Raw genomic sequence first — 16,810 nt, forward strand, 5'->3', positions numbered from 1 at the left:
CGCCTGAGATCAAGATCAGAAGCCAAATCAAGAGCCAGAGCAATAAGGTTACTCTGAACACCCAAATTGCACCTCCCACCTATCAAGGAGCCCCAATGGCGTTGATCACGGAACGCGTAGCCCTGGCCCGCACTGGCGCCAACAACAAAGTCATCTGCCGCATGCCCTCCGGCTGGGCCGTGATGGGGGATGTGCAGTTCCTGCCCGGTTACTGCCTGCTGCTGCCAGACCCGGTCGTCGCCAGTCTCAACGACCTCGACCCTGAGGCCCGCGCCCTTTACCTGTTGGACATGGCCCGCATTGGCGACGCTGTGCTGCAAGCCACCGATGCGCTGCGCATGAATTACGAGATCCTCGGCAATTCGGAGCCGGAACTGCACTGCCATATCTTCCCGCGCTACGCGTCAGAGCCGGACGAAAAACGCCGGATGCCCGCGTGGTTTTACGACTGGAAAAATGCAGTGCCCTATGCAGAAGCGGTGCACGGGGACCTGCGCAGGAAGATCGCAGCGTTAGCGGGGGAAATGCTGGCCGGAAAGGCCTGAAACATATCAGGGTTTATCTGAAACGCCGACAATCGAATGTGTGTGCTTGCTCGCACAGCGGCGGGTGGGTGTGGCCATTTTCTCAGCCTGGCGCAGATCCAAATGTGGGAGGGGGCTTGCCCCCGATGGCGGTGTATCAGTCAGCTGATCTATAGCTGACTCACCGTTATCGGGAGCAAGCCCCCTCCCACATTTGGATCTGCGCTCGACTTAAAACCTGCGACGATCCGGCTGCTGGTTCCCTAAGCAGATTTACCTTTACACTGCCGCCCCCGAATTTCAGCAAGGATGCTTTGAATGCGTTCGCTCGTCAGCGCTGTACTCCTGATCCTGGCCACCCAGGCCCTGGCCGATCCCCGTTCGTTCTCGGTCAATGACCCCTGCGGCCAGTTCCTGGTGGAGGTGCTGTTCCCGGATGCGCCGCAAGACCTGGAGCAACAAGCCCGTGCGCTGATCACCGTACGTGACAAAACCACCCTCGACATCCTCCAGCAATTGCAAACGCCCGCCGCGCCTGTGCCGCTGGATCACAATGGCAAGACCCTGGACTGGCGCCTGGTGGGCGAGAGCGGGGTGTTGTACTTCGCCGACATTGACCACGATGGCCGCATGGACCTGGCGATCCGCAATGGCGATGGTCCCTACGCAGGCTTCCAGTCCAACTACGACGTGTACCTGCAAGACCCGCAGAAGCACCAGTGGGTGCTGAACGAACCTCTGACTGAGTTGGCCAATGAAACCAGCGGCGGGATGTTCTCGGTCGGCCCCGTGGATGGCGTTATCCATTCGCAAACCGACCGTGGCTGTTGCTGGACCCGTTCGTCCCAGTGGCAGATGCGCAGCGGCCAGTTGGAACGGCTGAGTTCGTACACCCAGGAAGAAGTCCCACCCACCGAGTTCGGCCAGAACTCCAGCATGCCCAGCGGCTACATGCTGCGCACCACGGGCGAATGGAAAGACGGCCAGTGGCGCGAAACCCCACGCCTGGAAGGCCCTGTCAATGAAGACCCGCAGATGCTTGCTGGCACCCTCGACGGCAAGATCCCGGTGGAGCTCTGGTACCAACAACAAGGTGCGGTGCTGATTGGCGAGCTGCGTTACACCAAGAGCGGCAGCGGCAAGCCGATCAAGCTGGTGGGCGACCGCAGCGACTATGACGACAAACCCTTCGTCTACCTGCACGAATACGCCGATGACGGCCATCAGACCGGCATCTGGCGCATCACCCGTGAAACCGAGGAGCCGTATGACTACACCGGCACCTGGGTCAGCAGTGCCAAGGGCGACCATCCCGAACTGGCGATTCTGTTGCACGCCGATGAGCGCGAACCCGATTACGACAAACTCAGTGAAGTCGAACGTGACCAGCGCGACGGCCACTACCAGATGCGCGATGACTTCCTGGGGCGTGACGGCGACCTCGATGTGAAAGTCCTGCCCGAGCGCGACGCGCAGGGCAGGGAAGTGGCCGAGTTCACCGTCACACTGACCGACACCAAGACCGCCAAGCCAATCCTGAGCGCACACCACATCGTGCCGATGGAGACCGAAAACCTGATCATCGTGCGCGAACCGTTGGCACCCAAGGGCAACGGGCCGTATCACATCCAATTGGTGAAAAACTTCGCGGTGATCGAGCACAACTCGGCGCCGGATAATCCGGAGTACTTCACGGGGTTTTATCGCAAGCAGTGACCGGGCGGCTTAACGTTTGCTGAACGCCAACCGCGCCGCAAACAACACAAAGATCATCCCGGTGGTGCGGTCCATCCACTGGATGACCTTCTCACGGCGCAGGAACCCGGACAGCGGCTGTGTGGCGCCGATCAACACCAATGCCCACGCCAGGCCAAGCGCTACGTGAATGCCCACCAGCCCAAACGTCCAGACCATCAGCGAACTGCCCTGGGGAATGAATTGGGGCAGGAACGACACGTAGAAGATTCCCACCTTGGGGTTGAGCACATTGCCCAGCATGCCCTTGATAAACCAGTTGCCGGCCGGTTTTCCGTTTGCCTCGGCGGGCGCCAGTGAGCGGCGCGGGCGCAGCAGCATGTTCAAGCCGAGCCAGGCTAGATACGCTGCACCGCAGTATTTGAGCAAGTTGAATGCGACCTCCGACACCGCGATCAATGCACCCAGCCCGAAGGCCACCGCCGCGCCCCAGATCAGGCAGCCTGCGTTGATACCGAGGGTGGCTTGCAAGGCCTGGCGCTTGCCTTCGACGGTGGCAGTGCGCAGGACCAACGCGGTATCCAGCCCGGGCGTAAGGGTGAGCAGTGTAGCGGCGAAGGTGAAGGCGATGAGATTGTCGGCGATGGACATGGTTGGGCATCCGGGAAGGTGAGGATGAACGTTAACGCAAAGCGCGGTGTGTTCACACTAAGGCAACCGCCTTGTAGTGAGCGGGCTTGCCCCGCGCTGGGGGGCGAAGCCGCCCTAAACCCAGGCACCGCGGTGTTTCAGATAGACCGAGTTGCCTGGATTTGGGGCGGCTTCGCCCCCCAGCGCGGGGCAAGCCCGCTCACTACAAAGGCAACCTGGCGATTGCTGATCAGCGATTGAAACGTTCAACCAACGCATATTGGGTGGATGCGGTGTTGGTCAGTTCCTTGCTCAAATCCGTGGATTGATGGGCCTGCATCGACGTTTGGTCCGCCAGTTCGGCAATGGTGGTGATGTTGCGGCTGATCTCCTCGGCCACCGCGCTCTGTTCCTCGGTGGCGGCAGCGATCTGGGTGGTCATGTCGGTGATGTGCGACACCGCTTCGCTGATGCCCACCAGCGCCTGGTCGGCTTCGAGTACCCAGGCCACGCCTTCCTGGGCCTGGCGTTGGCCGTGTTCCATGCTGTGCACGGCGTTGCTGGACGACGCTTGCAACTGGGTGATCAAGGCGTGGATCTGGGTGGTGGATTGGGCGGTGCGCTGGGCCAGCTGGCGCACCTCGTCGGCTACCACGGCAAAGCCACGGCCTTGCTCGCCGGCGCGGGCGGCTTCGATGGCGGCGTTGAGGGCCAGCAGGTTGGTCTGGTCGGCGATGCCTTTGATCACGTCGACCACGCTGCCGATCTCATCGCTGTCCCGCGCCAGCTGCGCCACGGTGGCGCCGGTTTCGCCGACGACCGCAGACAAACGCTCAATGGCTTCACGGGTATCGCGTGCCACTTCCCGGCCGCGACCGGTGAGGGCGTTGGCCTGTTGGGTGGCGTCGGCAGTGCGTTGCACGTGGCTGGCGACTTCCTGGGTGGTGGCGGCCATCTGGTTGACGGCGGCCGAGACTTGCTCGGTTTCGACGCGCTGGCGGTCCAGGCCCCGGGCGCTGGCTGTGGCCAACTGATCGGACTGCCCAGCCAGGGCGCTGAGTTGTTCGGCGCTGTCCTGCAGGCGGGTGAGGCAGGTTTTCAGGCGTGCGGACTGGCTGAGAAACGCCGTTTCCAAGCGCGCCTGCGGCCCGCGTGCGTCGCTGTACATCTGGGCGATCAACGCATCTGACGTTGACGGCTCCACGCCCTCCAACAGGCGCAAGGTGCCGCGTTGACGTGAGCGTGAGCAAATCACACCCACCGGGATGGCGACCGCCACGGCCACCGCGAGCGCTGCTGGTGCACTGAGATAAAGCCCGGCGAGGCTGCCGACAATCGCGGTGGCCGCATAGGGCAGGGCACTAAGCACCGCCGGTAGCCAAGCATCCTGACGCGGCACGGCGGGCTGGCCTTGGCTGAGGCGGCGATACAGTGCCTGGGCGCGGCGGATTTCATCGGCGGTGGGTTTGACCCGCACCGACTCAAAGCCAACTACTGTGCTGCCATCGAAGATCGGCGTGACGTAGGCATTGACCCAGTAGTGATCGCCGTTTTTCGAACGGTTCTTGACGATGCCCATCCAGGGCTGGCCTTGCTTGAGCGCATTCCACATATGAGCAAAAACGGCGGGGGGCACATCGGGGTGACGCACGATATTTTGCGGGGCGCCGATCAGGTCGGCGCGGTCAAAGCCGCTGATGTCGACAAAGGCGTCGTTGCAATAAGTGATGACACCGCGAACATCGGTGGCAGAGATAAGTTTCTGTTGAGGCGCGAGGTAAATCTCGCGCTGTGTCACTGGCTGGTTGTTGCGCATTCCGACTACTCCCTGGTTGCAGTCAGCCAATCGGCCTCAACTTCGAAAAGATTAATGCACATTTGATATTTCGCCAGCCATTGGTCAAAAGCCTGAAACTTCCCGGTGAAAACCTCCATAATGGCCATTTTTGTTTAGCCGTTATTCTGGTGTGCCCCCATGGAAATCAAGGTCAACTTTCTCGACAACCTCCGACTGGAAGCCAAGTTCGACGACTTCACGGTGATTGCCGACCAGCCGATTCGCTACAAGGGCGACGGCTCGGCACCGGGGCCGTTCGATTACTTCCTGGCGTCGTCGGCGTTGTGTGCGGCGTACTTCGTCAAGTTGTATTGCCAGACGCGCAATATCCCCACGGACAATATCCGCCTGTCGCAGAACAACATTGTTGATCCCGAGAATCGCTACAACCAGATCTTCAAGATCCAGGTGGAGTTGCCGGCGGATATTTCCGATAAAGATCGCCAAGGCATCCTGCGCTCCATCGACCGTTGCACGGTGAAAAAAGTCGTGCAGGCCGGTCCTGAGTTCGTTATCGAAGAAGTTGAGAACCTCGATGCGGATGCGCAAGCACTGTTGATGCCCAACTCGACGTCCGAGGGCGGCACTTATATCGCTGGCAAAGACCTGCCGCTGGAGCAGACCATCGCCAATATGTCCGGCATCCTCGCCGGGCTGGGCATGAAGATCGAGATCGCGTCGTGGCGCAATATCGTGCCCAACGTGTGGTCGCTGCATATCCGTGATGCCCATTCGCCGATGTGCTTCACCAACGGCAAGGGCGCGACCAAAGAGGGCGCACTGGCGTCGGCATTGGGCGAATTTATCGAGCGGCTCAACTGCAACTTCTTCTACAACGACCAGTTCTGGGGTGAAGAACTGGCCAATGCGCCGTTCGTGCACTACCCGGACGAGCGCTGGTTCCAGCCGGGCGCCAATGACGAGCTGCCGACTGAAATCCTCGATGCCTATTGCCTCAAGGTCTACAACCGTGAAGGCGAACTGCGCGGCTCGCACCTGTTCGACACCAACTCCGGCAATGAGGCGCGTGGCATCGTCTCGTTACCGTTTGTGCGCCAGTCCGATGGCGAGGTGGTGTATTTCCCCTCCAACCTGATCGAAAACCTCTACCTGAGCAACGGCATGAGCGCCGGCAACACCCTGGCCGAAGCCCAGGTGCAGTGCCTGTCGGAGATCTTCGAGCGGGCGGTGAAGCGCGAAATCATCGAGGGTGAGTTTGCCCTGCCGGATGTACCGGCCAAGGTATTGGCCAGATACCCAAGTATCCTGGCTGGCATTCAAGGCCTGGAAGCCCAAGGCTTCCCGGTGCTGGTGAAAGACGCCTCCCTGGGCGGCGAATTCCCGGTGATGTGCGTGACTTTGATGAACCCACGCACCGGCGGCGTATTCGCCTCGTTCGGCGCCCATCCAAGCCTGGAAGTGGCACTGGAACGCAGCCTCACCGAACTGCTGCAAGGCCGCAGCTTCGAAGGCTTGAACGACTTGCCGGCGCCGACCTTCGAAGCGCAAGCGGTGACCGAGCCGAATAACTTCGTCGAGCACTTTATCGACTCCAGCGGCGTGGTGTCGTGGCGCTTCTTCAGTGCCCAGTCGGACTATGAGTTTGTCGAGTGGGACTTCACCGGTGAGGGCGAAGACTCCAACGTCCAGGAAGCGGCGACCCTGTTCGGCATTCTCGAAGGCATGGGTAAAGAGTCCTACATGGCGGTGTACGAACACCTCGGCGCCACCGCGTGCCGCATCCTGGTGCCGGATTATTCGGAAATCTACCCGGTGGACGACCTGATCTGGGACAACACCAACAAGGCGCTGTTTTTCCGTGCGGATATCCTCAATCTGCACAGCCTCGATGAAGAAGCACTGCAAGCGCTGGTCGAACGCCTGATCGAAAGCGAGTTGGACGACTACACCGACATCACCACCCTGATCGGCATCGAGTTCGACGACAACACCGCGTGGGGCCAACTGACCATCCTGGAGTTGAAGCTGCTGATCTTCCTGGCCTTGAAGCAGTATGAAGAGGCCAAGGAGTGTGTGGAGATGTTCTTGCAGTACAACGACAACACCGTCGAACGTGGCCTGTTTTACCAGGCGATGAATGCGGTGCTGGAGATGGAATTGGATGACGATCTGGAGTTGGCTGACTATGAAGCCAACTTCCGCCGCATGTTCGGCAACGAGCGGATGGATGCGGTGATTGGCTCGGTCAACGGTGACGTGCGGTTCTATGGCTTGACGCCGACCAGCCTGAAGCTGGAAGGACTGGAGCGGCATCAGCGGTTGATTGAGAGCTACAAAAAGCTGCACTCAGCTCGCGCCAACGTAACGTCACGCTGATACCTTCCTGATGTAACAGGGCCAAAATGTGGGAGGGGGCTTGCCCCCGATGACTGAGTATCAGCCGGCACACAAGCAAGCTGACCCACCGCGATCGGGGGCAAGCCCCCTCCCACATTTGACCTCATTTGGGCTCTAGATATAGGCCAGGGCCTGGGCCAAATCCGCCCGCAAATCCTCCACATCCTCAACCCCCACCGACAACCGCACCAACCCATCCCCAATGCCCAACTGCGCCCGCGTAGCGGCGGGGATCGTTGCATGGGTCATGATCGCCGGGTGTTCGATCAGGCTTTCCACGCCGCCGAGGCTTTCGGCCAGGGCGAAAATCTGCACGTTTTCCAGGAAGCGCCGGGCGCCGGCCAGGTCGCTGTTGAGGTCAATCGAGATCATCCCGCCGAACCCGCGCATTTGCCGACGGGCCAGTTCGTGCTGTGGGTGGGACGCCAGGCCGGGGTAGTAGACCCGCGCCACTTGCGGCTGTTGCTCCAGCCAGGTCGCCAGGTCCAAAGCATTGCTGCAATGCCGCTCCATGCGCAGCGCCAGGGTCTTCACGCCGCGCAGGGTGAGGAACGCATCAAACGGGCCTGAGATGGCACCGATGGAGTTTTGCAGGAAGCCCAGGCGCTCAGCCAACGCCGGGTTGTCACCGACAATGGCGATGCCGCCGATCACATCCGAATGCCCATTGAGGTACTTGGTGGTGGAGTGCACCACCACATCAAAGCCCAACTCCAGCGGTCGCTGGATCCACGGACTGGCAAAGGTGTTGTCGGCCACGCAGATAATCCCGCGATCACGGCAGATGCGCGCAATGGCACTGAGGTCGGTAAGGCTCAGCAGCGGGTTGCTCGGGGTTTCGACCCAGACCATGCGCGTGTCGTCCTGCAAACTCGCCTCAAACGCTGACAGCTCAGTCAGATCGACATAGCTGAAGCGATGCCCGGCACTGCGTTGGCGCACCTTGTCGAACAGGCGGAAAGTGCCGCCATACAGGTCATTGCCGGAGACGATGTGCGCCCCGGCGTCCAACAACTCCAGCACCGTCGAAATCGCCGCCAGACCGGAAGCAAACGCAAACGCCTGGCGGCCGCCTTCCAAATCCGCCACGCAACGTTCCAGGGCAAAACGCGTCGGGTTATGGGAGCGGCCATAGTCAAACCCCTTGTGCACGCCGGGGCTGTCTTGCAGGTAGGTGGAGTTGGCGTAGATCGGCGGCATCAGCGCGCCCGTGGTCGGGTCGGGGGATTGCCCGGCATGGATCACGCGGGTGGCAAATGCAGATTTTTCGGGATGACTCATGCAAGGGATCTCCGCAGGTGGTTGAGCAGGTCGACGCGGGTGATCAGGCCATGGAAGCCCGAGGGGTCGGCGATGATGGCGACATGGTCGCGGTCCAGTTCGGCCTGCAATTCGGCGAGGCTGGCGCTGGGGTCGAGGGTTTGCAGAGTGTCGGTCATGGCGCTGGCGACAACCATTTTGAAGTCCGCGGCGTCGTGGTGCAGGCCCAGCAGGATGTCGGACTCATCGATCACGCCCACCAGTGCTTTGCCATTCACCAGCACCGGCAGTTGGGACACATCCGCCAGGCGCATGCGCTGGAAGGCGGTAAGCAAGGTGTCATCGGGGCTCACGCTGATGACGCGGCCATCCTCGAAACGACGGGCAATCAGGTCGCGCAGGTCGCCGTAGTGTTTGTATTGCAACAGGCCCGCGTCGTTCATCCATTGGTCGTTGTAGACCTTCGACAGGTAGCGCGTACCGGTGTCGCACACGAAGGTCACCACGCGCTTGGGCTCGGTTTGTTCGCGGCAAAAACGCAGCGCGGCGGCGAGCAGGGTGCCGGTGGACGAGCCGCCGAGGATGCCCTCGGCACGCAGCAATTGGCGGGCGTGATCGAAGCTTTCTTCATCGCTGATGGAATAGGCGTGACGCACGCTGGACAGGTCGGCAATCGACGGGATGAAGTCCTCGCCGATGCCTTCCACCGCCCACGATCCCGGTGTTTCCAGACGGCCACTGCGGCTGTATTCGGCCATCACCGAGCCCACCGGATCGGCCAGCACCATGGCCAACTCGGGTTGCACCCGTTTGAAAAAACGCGTCAGGCCGGTAAGGGTGCCGGCAGAACCGACGCCCACCACAATCGCGTCCACATCGTGCTGGGTTTGTGCCCAGATTTCCGGGGCGGTGCTGGTTTCATGGGCGAGGGGGTTGGCGGGGTTGTTGAATTGGTCGGCGAAGAATGAATCCGGAATGTCCTTGGCCAGGCGTGCGGCCACGTCCTGGTAATACTCGGGGTGGCCTTTGCCGACGTCGGAGCGGGTGATATGCACTTCTGCGCCCATGGCCTTGAGGTGCAACACTTTCTCCGTGGACATCTTGTCGGGCACCACCAGCACCACGCGATAGCCTTTGGCCCGACCGACCAGCGCCAGGCCTAGTCCGGTGTTGCCGGCGGTGGCCTCGATGATGGTGCCGCCCGGTCACAGGCGGCCGTCGCGCTCGGCGGCGTCGATCATGGCCAGGCCGATGCGGTCTTTGATAGAGCCGCCGGGGTTTTGGGATTCGAGTTTGAGAAACAGGGTGCAGGGGCCGGTGTCGAACCGGCTGACCCGAACCAATGGCGTATTGCCGATCAGTTCGAGGACGGCAGGGCGGGGCAGTGTAGGCATGTCGTCACCTTTAATAGAGAGGGACAGCAAAGGGCACAGCATGTCTTGGACCATAGGCCGGGATCTGCCCGGTCGCAACCGGGCGGTCCATTCGGTGACTGTTTTTGGCGCATGAGCATCGATACCTTTTGTAGTGAGCGGGCTTGCCCCGCGCTGGGTGGCGAAGCCGCCCCAAGCCCAGGCACCGCGGTGTTTCAGATAAACCGAGCGGTAGGGATTTGGGGCCGCTTCGCAGCCCAGCGCGGGGCAAGCCCGCTCACTACAACAAGCGCTGCTACGCGTTGCTCAACCGCTCCAGCACCGCCGCGCTGGCTGCTTGCATCGGCGCCCGCAGTTCGCTGCCGATCAGGCCTTGCAACGCCAATGCAGCCTTTACCGGCGCCGGGTTGGGCTCCATAAACATCGTGTGGATCAACGGCAGCAACTGGAAAAACGTCGCTCGCGCCTCGGCCAACTGGTTGTCCCGCACTTGCTGGCACAACGCTACGAACTGCTCGGTGTGCACATGGGCCGACGCCGCAATCGCCCCGGTCGCGCCCAGGCACAGCGCGTTGAAGATCTGGATATCCTCGCCGCACAACACATCCACATGGCCGCTGGCCAGCAATGCCAGGGTGTTGCCCAGGTTACCGCCGCAATCCTTGACCGCTTGGATGCGCTCATGGGCAACGATGTTCAGCAACGTCGCCTGTTCAAAGGTCGCGCCGGTGCGGTAGGGAATGTCATACAGAACAATCGGCACGCTGGACGCATCGGCCACCGTGCGGAAGAACGCTTCAAGGCCGGCCTGGGACGGGCGGATATAGCTGGGTGCCGGCACCAGCAAGCCGGCGACCGGGCGTTGCAGGATGTCGCGTTGAAACTGCAGCAACTCAATCTGGTTATTGCCCGCCAAGCCCATCACCACGCGATGCGCGGGCACCCATTTCAACACCGCATCCAGCACTGCCAATTGTTCCTCGCGGCTCAGCGCCGCCGCCTCCCCGGTGGTGGTGCACACCATGATCCCGGCCACGTGCTTGTCCAGCAGATGAGCGACCAGCCGACGCAAGCCGATAAAATCGATGGCACCGTCCTGGAACGGCGTGACCACGGGAACCCAGATACCTTGAAACGCTGACATGCCTTTTTCTCCTGATGATTGACCGTTCAAGTCACCGTCAGAAGGGCAGAGGGAATTGTGCAAGGGGGGAGACCGTCGCGCTCAATGTCCTGTCAGCTCATCTGACGGGACAGCGCGCCCCGGTCACATGAGCGACTGTTTCTTCGATTTGAGGGCGTGCGCCACGCAACCTTGCGCCTTGGCAATCAAGCCAATGGCGCAAAGGTTAAGCGGCGACGTAGCAGACATAAATTGTCACACCCTGAATGAGGTGCTCATATTCAGGGGATGCCGGCGAATGTGTCAAGCCCCGGCGACGGCCCTTTCAATCGCGGCGATATCGATTTTGGTCATGCTCATCATCGCCTCAAACGCGCGCTTGGCGATGGTCGGGTCGGGGTGGGTCACCGCGTCGGTCAACACCCGTGGGGTAATCTGCCACGACAGACCCCACTTGTCCTTGCACCAGCCGCAGGCACTTTCCTGGCCGCCGTTGCTGACGATGGCGTTCCAGTAACGGTCGGTTTCGGCCTGATCATCGGTATGCACCTGAAACGAAAACGCCTCGGTGTGCGGGAATATCGGACCGCCGTTCAGGCCCAGGCAAGGGATGCCCAATACAGTGAATTCAACGGTCAATACATCGCCCTGTTTGCCCGACGGATAGTCACCGGGGGCCAGGTGCACGGCGTTTACTTGACTGTCGGGGAAGGTCAAGGCGTAGAAGGTCGCGGCCTCCAGGGCAGTGCCGTTGTACCAGAGGCAGAGGGTGGATTTATGGCGCATGGTCGGGTCTCCACGGAAATGGGTGCGTAGAGTTTAGTCAACCAGTTGCGCGGCGACGGCCGCTTTGTCGATCACTGACCAGACGTGGGCGAACTTGCCGTCGATGCATGCATAGAACACGTTCTCGTCGAAGGTGACCGTTCGGCCATTGATCGGCAGCCCGAAGAACTCGCCCCTGGGACTGACCTTGAAGTTCAGGCGCGAGGCAACGGTGGGCGGGTCTGCTACCAGCAGTTGGACGCGGAACACCAGGTCGGGAATTTCGCGGAAGTCGCGCTCCAGCATGGCGCGGTAGCCGGCGAGGCCGACGTGGGTGCCGTTGTAGGTCACGTCCGGGTGGACGAAGTGGCCGAGGCTGTCCCAGTCCTGGCGGTTCAGGCAGGCGATGTAACCGTGATAGAAGTCGGCGAGTTCGTTTCGGGTCATCGGTTTTTCCTCAAGCCTTGCGCGCCATCAACAACACCGTCGCCGCCGCCGACAGCAAGCCCGCGCAGCAACGATTGAAAATCCGCTTGCCACGGGGCTCGGCAAACCAGCGACGCATATGCAGGCCCATGTAGGCGTACAAGCTGATAGCGATCCATTCCAGGACCAGGAACAGTGTACCCAGCAATGCGAATTGCGGTGTGATGGGTTCGCCGGGGACCACGAATTGCGGGAGAAACGCGGTGAAGATGAGAATTGCCTTGGGATTGCCCGCCGCCACCAAGAACTCCTGCCGCGCCAACGCCCACAACCCCACCTTGGCCGTGACAGCACCGGCCTCTTGCTGCGGATCCGCCCGCCACAACTGCACCGCCAGATAAACCAGATATGCCGCGCCCAGAATCTTGATCCCATAAAACAACAACTCTGACGTTTGTAGCACCACCGCCAACCCGGCAGACGCCAGGGCGATCATCCCGGCGAAAGCCAGCAGGCGGCCGAATCCGGCCAGGCATGAGGTGCGGAAGCCGTAGCGGGTGGCGTTGCTGACGGACAGCAGGTTGTTGGGGCCGGGAGCCATGTTCAGTGCGAAGCACGCGGGGAGGAAGAGGGCGAGGGTGGCGAGGTTCATGAGGGCTCCGGAGATGCGGGGGGGGGCTTGAGGATAAAGGGAGCGAGGCCGGTTGAACAATGTGCGGCGGGTAGTTTGAGCGTGCGCGAATCAAGCCGGCTTTTTTCAACTGTTCGAAGGCTGCGCCTTGGCGCTTTTGTACTGCGCATTCCACCAGACAACCAGCTCAGCATGTTGCTCATAGCTGATCCAGGCCAGATTCGTGTCGTCTGTTGGATCGCCCCCAAAGGCTAGCGGCTTCAACTGCCATTTGATCTTGCCGCTGAATCGAGGGTCAGCTTCCAGCGAAATCTGCGCAGGAAGCTCAAACGGTGCGGCGTAGGACCCATCGAGTGGAACCGTGGGCACCGTCAACATCACGCCGGACGCGTTGATAACGATAAAGTCGTCCCAGTTCTTCAGGCCCAGCAACGTGTACCCCGGCAGGTAATGATCAAATCGATAGGCGTTCATTGCCGCGACGCTCTCTTGCTGTGTGAAGACGATGAGATAGTCGTCGTGTTGCCATCCTTCGTTCATACCGTCATGACCCGTGTTTAACCGTTGGTGAAATGGGTTACTGGTAAATGAATTGATAACCAGAAATATAGGAGCCCAGTGAGTTCGACTGCGCGGTGACCCGTACAGCGCTCATGCCGGGCTTTAGCTGACGTTCTAAGGCAGCTTTATCGGTGCACAGTCGAATGCTTCGCCCGGTCTTTGGATCGTTGATCCGCACCCCAGCCTCGCACCGGCTGGTTCTGCCGTTGGAGGGGCCTGGGTAGGTCACCTCAAACGTTGAGTCGTAGTGAATGGTTGCGCTTGGCAGAAGGTAAGCGAGCACGTCATAACTATTTAAAAAACACACAAAACCCACGCAGCAGCCACTGACAAAAGAGTTGGCGATATGTTTCGGCGTTTTCTCGATGGAACGGCTATAAAGCGCTCGGCCTGCAAAAATCAGCCCGACGAGAACGGTGCCTGCCAGGTAAGTCGTCCACTCAGGGATTGAAGGCATTAAAAGGGTTCGTTTCGCAATGCGGGTGGCCCACAACATGTAAGAGAACAGGGCGCCAACGATTGACAATGCAAACGCCAAAAAGGCTATTTTTTTCAAGCTGCCGTTGGGTGAGTAAAGGCTCATTTCGTCCGTGCTCTGGATTTTTATCGTCCGTTTTGAGGCCAACACAATAGCCCATGATCCACTGACGCCGATGCATTTAATTCGTAATCGATGGGTTTCATGCTAGGAAGAATACATCCAGCATTCAGCGCCCGAACCAGGAGTACCGCAATGATTCGCCAGGCCTTACCCTCCGACGCCAACGCCATCGCCCAGGTGCATATCCGCAGTTGGCAAGACGCCTATCGAGACCTGATGCCCGCCGATTATTTGCAAGGCCTGGACGCCACACTGCCCAATCGGGAAGCCTCCTGGAAGCGCTCGCTTGAATCGGGTGAGTCCCAGGTATGGGTTGCGCAGGTGGACGAGCAGGTGGTCGGCTGGATATCGGTGGGCGCCAGTCGTGATGAAGATCTCGTTGGGGAAAGTGTCGGCGAGGTCATGGCTATCTATGTGTTGGCCACGCATTGGCAATCGGGCGTCGGGCTCGCCTTGTGGAAGACGGCTGTGCAGTACTTGGAGGCGCAAGGTTTTCAGCGCCTGACGCTCTGGGTTCTGACTCGCAATGAGAGAGCTATCCGTTTTTACCGCAAGGCCGGATGGGTTGAGGACGCCGGCAGTGCGCGCACCCTGGTGAGGGGCGGTGTGACGCTGGAAGAGGTGAGGTACGGCGTATCTCTCCCTCGCTAAACGCACTTATGTGTTTTTGATATCAGTCCTATACGATTCACCCCATTTATCGATCAATCCCTGACCCGTTACCGTGCTCCCCAGCCATCACGCAATCATTTGCCGGGAGCACTCACACCATGCGAACCCCCCTGAAAGCCACGTTTATGGCCGCCATGATCGGTATGTCGGGCACCGAACTGTTGGCCGCCGACTACAAGCAAAACCCCTTCACCCTGGTCTATGACGGCGCGTTGAAAAAGAACGAGCCGGGCAAGGTCAATATTCATCCGGTGAGCTACAAGCTCAATGGCCTGGATATCGCTGCCAACGTCTACACCCCGGCGAACTATGACGCGAGCAAGCGCTACCCGGTGATTGTGGTCGCCCATCCGAATGGCGGGGTGAAAGAGCAGGTTGCCGGCCTGTATGCCCAGCGCATGGCGGATCAGGGGTACATCACGATCACTGCGGATGCGGCATATCAAGGCGCCAGTGGCGGAGAGCCACGCAATGTCGATAAGCCTGCATCGCGCATCGAAGACATCCACGGCATGGCGGACTTTATCGCCCATTATCCGGGTGCCGACACTGGGCGCCTGGGCCTGCTGGGTATCTGCGGCGGCGGTGGGTATTCCTTGGCGGCGGCGCGTACCGACAAGCGCTTTGCGTCGATTGCCACGGTGAGCATGTTCAACTCGGGCCTGGTGCGACGCAATGGCTATCAGGACTCGCAAGTGGATACGATCCAACAGCGTTTGCAGCAAGCTTCGGCGGCGCGCGCTCAGGAGGCCGCCGGCGGCCCGGTGGTGTACACCGGTGATGTGAAATTGACCGATGAGCAAATTGCCAAGCTGCCGTTCGACCTGTATCGCCAGGGCTTTGAGTATTACGGCAAGACCCACGCCCATCCGAACTCGACCTTTAAATACACCCTGAGCAGCTTGCTGGATTTGATGAGCTTCGACGCCACCGACCAACTCGAGTTGATCGATAAGCCATTGCTGATGATCGCCGGGAGCAAGGCCGACAGCCTCTACATGAGTGAGCAGGCGTTTGCCAAAGCGACCGGCACCCAGGACAAGCAGTTGTTCAAGATCGACGGCGCCACGCATATCGAGACCTATTGGGTGCCGAAGTATGTGGACAGTGCCATCGAACAGCTCAGCGCGTTCTACGCCCGAACCCTGTGATTGGAGGAACTTGCACCATGAAACAAACCCTTATTGGCCTGGCGATGTGCGCCACGGCGCCGTTCGCGGCGGGCGCGGAGTCCGAAGGTGAGCAACAGGTTCGTCGTGCCAACAGCCAGGCCTCGATGGCCGGTCCTGCGGACTATTTTTCTGGGCAGGTTCGGGTCGATCCGCTGTTTCCTGCCTCTGATGAAATCAACGCTTCAGGCGCCTACGTCAGCTTTGAAGCGGGCGCACGCTCGGCCTGGCACACCCATCCGGCGGGGCAGCGGCTGGTGGTGATGTCGGGCGTTGGGTTGACGCAAGAGTGGGGCAAACCGGTGCAGCGTATTTTGCCTGGGGACGTCATTGTGTGCCCGCCGGGCGTGAAGCATTGGCACGGTGCGGCCCCCCACAGCGCCATGATGCACCTGGCGGTGACCGGTACGGTGGACGGTAAAAATGTCGACTGGATGGAGAAGGTCACGGATGCGGAGTACGGTGCTTTGCCACCTGAATCAGTGAGTAGCGACAGCGCGTTGTCGGCCAGGCAACAATCGATTCCCCTGATCGCAGCGGCCATGGCCACCAGCAATCTGCCTGCGCTCAACGCCGCATTGAACCGTGGGCTGGATGCGGGATTGGCCGTCAGCGAAGCGAAGGAAATCCTCGTGCAGCTCTACGCATACACGGGCTTCCCCCGTAGCTTGAATGCATTGGGTGAGTTGATGAGGGTGGTTGACGCGCGCAAGCAACGGGGTATCAAGGACGACCAGGGGCGTGAGCCGATGGCGGTCATTCCCGTGGGTGAGCAATTGCTGGTGCTGGGCAAGGCCAACCAGACCAAAATCTCCGGTGCACCGGTGAAGGGGCCCGTGTTCGACTTCGCACCGGTGATCAACCAATACCTGCAGGCGCATTTGTTCGGCGACATATTTGCGCGGGACAACCTCGATTGGCAGAGCCGTGAACTGGCGACGGTGGCCGCCCTGGCTGCCACACCGGGGGTGGAGCCGCAGTTGCGCGCCCATGTGGCCGCGAGCTTGCGGGTGGGGGTGACGGTGGAGCAACTGCGCCAGTTGGCGCGGTTGCTGGAAGAGCAGGGCGACGCGCAAGCGGCCAGGCGTGCCAACGACGCGCTGGATCAGCATTTGGCTGCATAGGCGGCCATAGCCTCAGGTACACCATCAGTCCCTTGTGGGAGGGGGCTTGCCCTAATGCCAG

Annotated in this window: 14 protein-coding genes and 3 pseudogenes; 6 read left to right on the forward strand and 11 right to left on the reverse strand. The window is 60.5% G+C overall.

Features of this window, described 5'->3' with window-relative positions:
* The first annotated feature begins 95 nt into the window (after window positions 1-95).
* Both DYL61_RS29465 and DYL61_RS29470 read left to right on the forward strand, forming a co-directional pair.
* Window positions 96-545, forward strand: coding sequence for an HIT family protein (locus DYL61_RS29465; protein WP_135311291.1), 450 nt, complete (start codon window positions 96-98; stop codon window positions 543-545).
* A gap of 297 nt (window positions 546-842) precedes the next feature.
* Complete coding sequence (locus tag DYL61_RS29470; RefSeq protein ID WP_135311292.1) at window positions 843-2,240, forward strand: XAC2610-related protein; 1,398 nt, start codon at window positions 843-845, stop codon at window positions 2,238-2,240.
* 9 nt (window positions 2,241-2,249) lie between these two features.
* Here the strand turns inward: DYL61_RS29470 and DYL61_RS29475 are convergent, their stop codons facing one another.
* The 3 genes and pseudogenes from DYL61_RS29475 to DYL61_RS32015 form a co-directional block, all read right to left on the reverse strand.
* On the reverse strand, window positions 2,250-2,870 hold the full coding sequence (locus DYL61_RS29475) for a LysE family translocator (RefSeq protein ID WP_135311293.1): 621 nt from the start codon (window positions 2,868-2,870) through the stop codon (window positions 2,250-2,252).
* 229 nt (window positions 2,871-3,099) lie between these two features.
* Window positions 3,100-4,044: pseudogene (locus DYL61_RS32010) on the reverse strand (methyl-accepting chemotaxis protein); the annotation flags it as partial.
* Between the two features lie 348 nt (window positions 4,045-4,392).
* A pseudogene (locus tag DYL61_RS32015) lies at window positions 4,393-4,665 on the reverse strand (PAS domain-containing protein); the annotation flags it as partial.
* Between the two features lie 159 nt (window positions 4,666-4,824).
* On the opposite strand from DYL61_RS32015, the gene DYL61_RS29485 reads away from it, so the two are divergent.
* Entirely contained in the window at window positions 4,825-7,023 is a 2,199-nt protein-coding gene (locus tag DYL61_RS29485) for an OsmC domain/YcaO domain-containing protein (protein WP_135311295.1), read from the forward strand.
* A gap of 135 nt (window positions 7,024-7,158) precedes the next feature.
* On the opposite strand, the gene DYL61_RS29490 is transcribed toward DYL61_RS29485, so the two are convergent.
* The 8 genes and pseudogenes from DYL61_RS29490 to DYL61_RS29525 all read right to left on the reverse strand — a co-directional run bounded on the left by DYL61_RS29490 (window position 7,159) and on the right by DYL61_RS29525 (window position 13,766).
* Complete coding sequence (locus tag DYL61_RS29490; RefSeq protein WP_135311296.1) at window positions 7,159-8,325, reverse strand: cystathionine gamma-synthase; 1,167 nt, start codon at window positions 8,323-8,325, stop codon at window positions 7,159-7,161.
* A pseudogene (locus DYL61_RS29495) lies at window positions 8,322-9,698 on the reverse strand (pyridoxal-phosphate dependent enzyme). The gene DYL61_RS29490 and the pseudogene DYL61_RS29495 overlap by 4 nt, the downstream one beginning before the upstream one ends.
* Before the next feature lie 274 nt (window positions 9,699-9,972).
* Window positions 9,973-10,821, reverse strand: a complete 849-nt coding sequence (dapA, locus tag DYL61_RS29500) for a 4-hydroxy-tetrahydrodipicolinate synthase (RefSeq protein WP_135311297.1) — start codon at window positions 10,819-10,821, stop codon at window positions 9,973-9,975.
* A 282-nt stretch (window positions 10,822-11,103) separates the two neighbouring features.
* Window positions 11,104-11,586, reverse strand: a complete 483-nt coding sequence (locus tag DYL61_RS29505) for a VOC family protein (RefSeq protein ID WP_135311298.1) — start codon at window positions 11,584-11,586, stop codon at window positions 11,104-11,106.
* Between the two features lie 33 nt (window positions 11,587-11,619).
* Window positions 11,620-12,012 (reverse strand): ester cyclase, encoded by a 393-nt coding sequence (locus DYL61_RS29510; RefSeq protein ID WP_135311299.1) that lies wholly within the window; start codon window positions 12,010-12,012, stop codon window positions 11,620-11,622.
* A 10-nt stretch (window positions 12,013-12,022) separates the two neighbouring features.
* Window positions 12,023-12,643, reverse strand: a complete 621-nt coding sequence (locus DYL61_RS29515; protein WP_135311300.1) for a LysE family translocator — start codon at window positions 12,641-12,643, stop codon at window positions 12,023-12,025.
* 105 nt (window positions 12,644-12,748) lie between these two features.
* The gene (locus tag DYL61_RS29520) at window positions 12,749-13,162 is read right to left on the reverse strand and encodes a hypothetical protein (RefSeq protein ID WP_135311301.1); all 414 of its coding nucleotides are present in this window, start codon (window positions 13,160-13,162) and stop codon (window positions 12,749-12,751) included.
* Between the two features lie 37 nt (window positions 13,163-13,199).
* The gene (locus DYL61_RS29525) at window positions 13,200-13,766 is read right to left on the reverse strand and encodes a hypothetical protein (protein WP_238704624.1); all 567 of its coding nucleotides are present in this window, start codon (window positions 13,764-13,766) and stop codon (window positions 13,200-13,202) included.
* 150 nt (window positions 13,767-13,916) lie between these two features.
* On the opposite strand from DYL61_RS29525, the gene DYL61_RS29530 reads away from it, so the two are divergent.
* The 3 genes from DYL61_RS29530 to DYL61_RS29540 all read left to right on the forward strand — a co-directional run bounded on the left by DYL61_RS29530 (window position 13,917) and on the right by DYL61_RS29540 (window position 16,749).
* A complete protein-coding gene (locus tag DYL61_RS29530; protein WP_135311302.1) occupies window positions 13,917-14,435 on the forward strand; it encodes a GNAT family N-acetyltransferase in 519 nt (172 codons plus the stop codon).
* A gap of 119 nt (window positions 14,436-14,554) precedes the next feature.
* Window positions 14,555-15,607, forward strand: a complete 1,053-nt coding sequence (locus DYL61_RS29535) for an alpha/beta hydrolase (RefSeq protein WP_135311303.1) — start codon at window positions 14,555-14,557, stop codon at window positions 15,605-15,607.
* A gap of 17 nt (window positions 15,608-15,624) precedes the next feature.
* The gene (locus tag DYL61_RS29540; protein ID WP_135311304.1) at window positions 15,625-16,749 is read left to right on the forward strand and encodes a (R)-mandelonitrile lyase; all 1,125 of its coding nucleotides are present in this window, start codon (window positions 15,625-15,627) and stop codon (window positions 16,747-16,749) included.
* The last annotated feature ends 61 nt before the right edge of the window (window positions 16,750-16,810 follow it).

The sequence above is a fragment of the Pseudomonas nabeulensis genome, assembly GCF_004682045.1.
Taxonomy (GTDB): Bacteria; Pseudomonadota; Gammaproteobacteria; order Pseudomonadales; family Pseudomonadaceae; genus Aquipseudomonas; species Aquipseudomonas nabeulensis.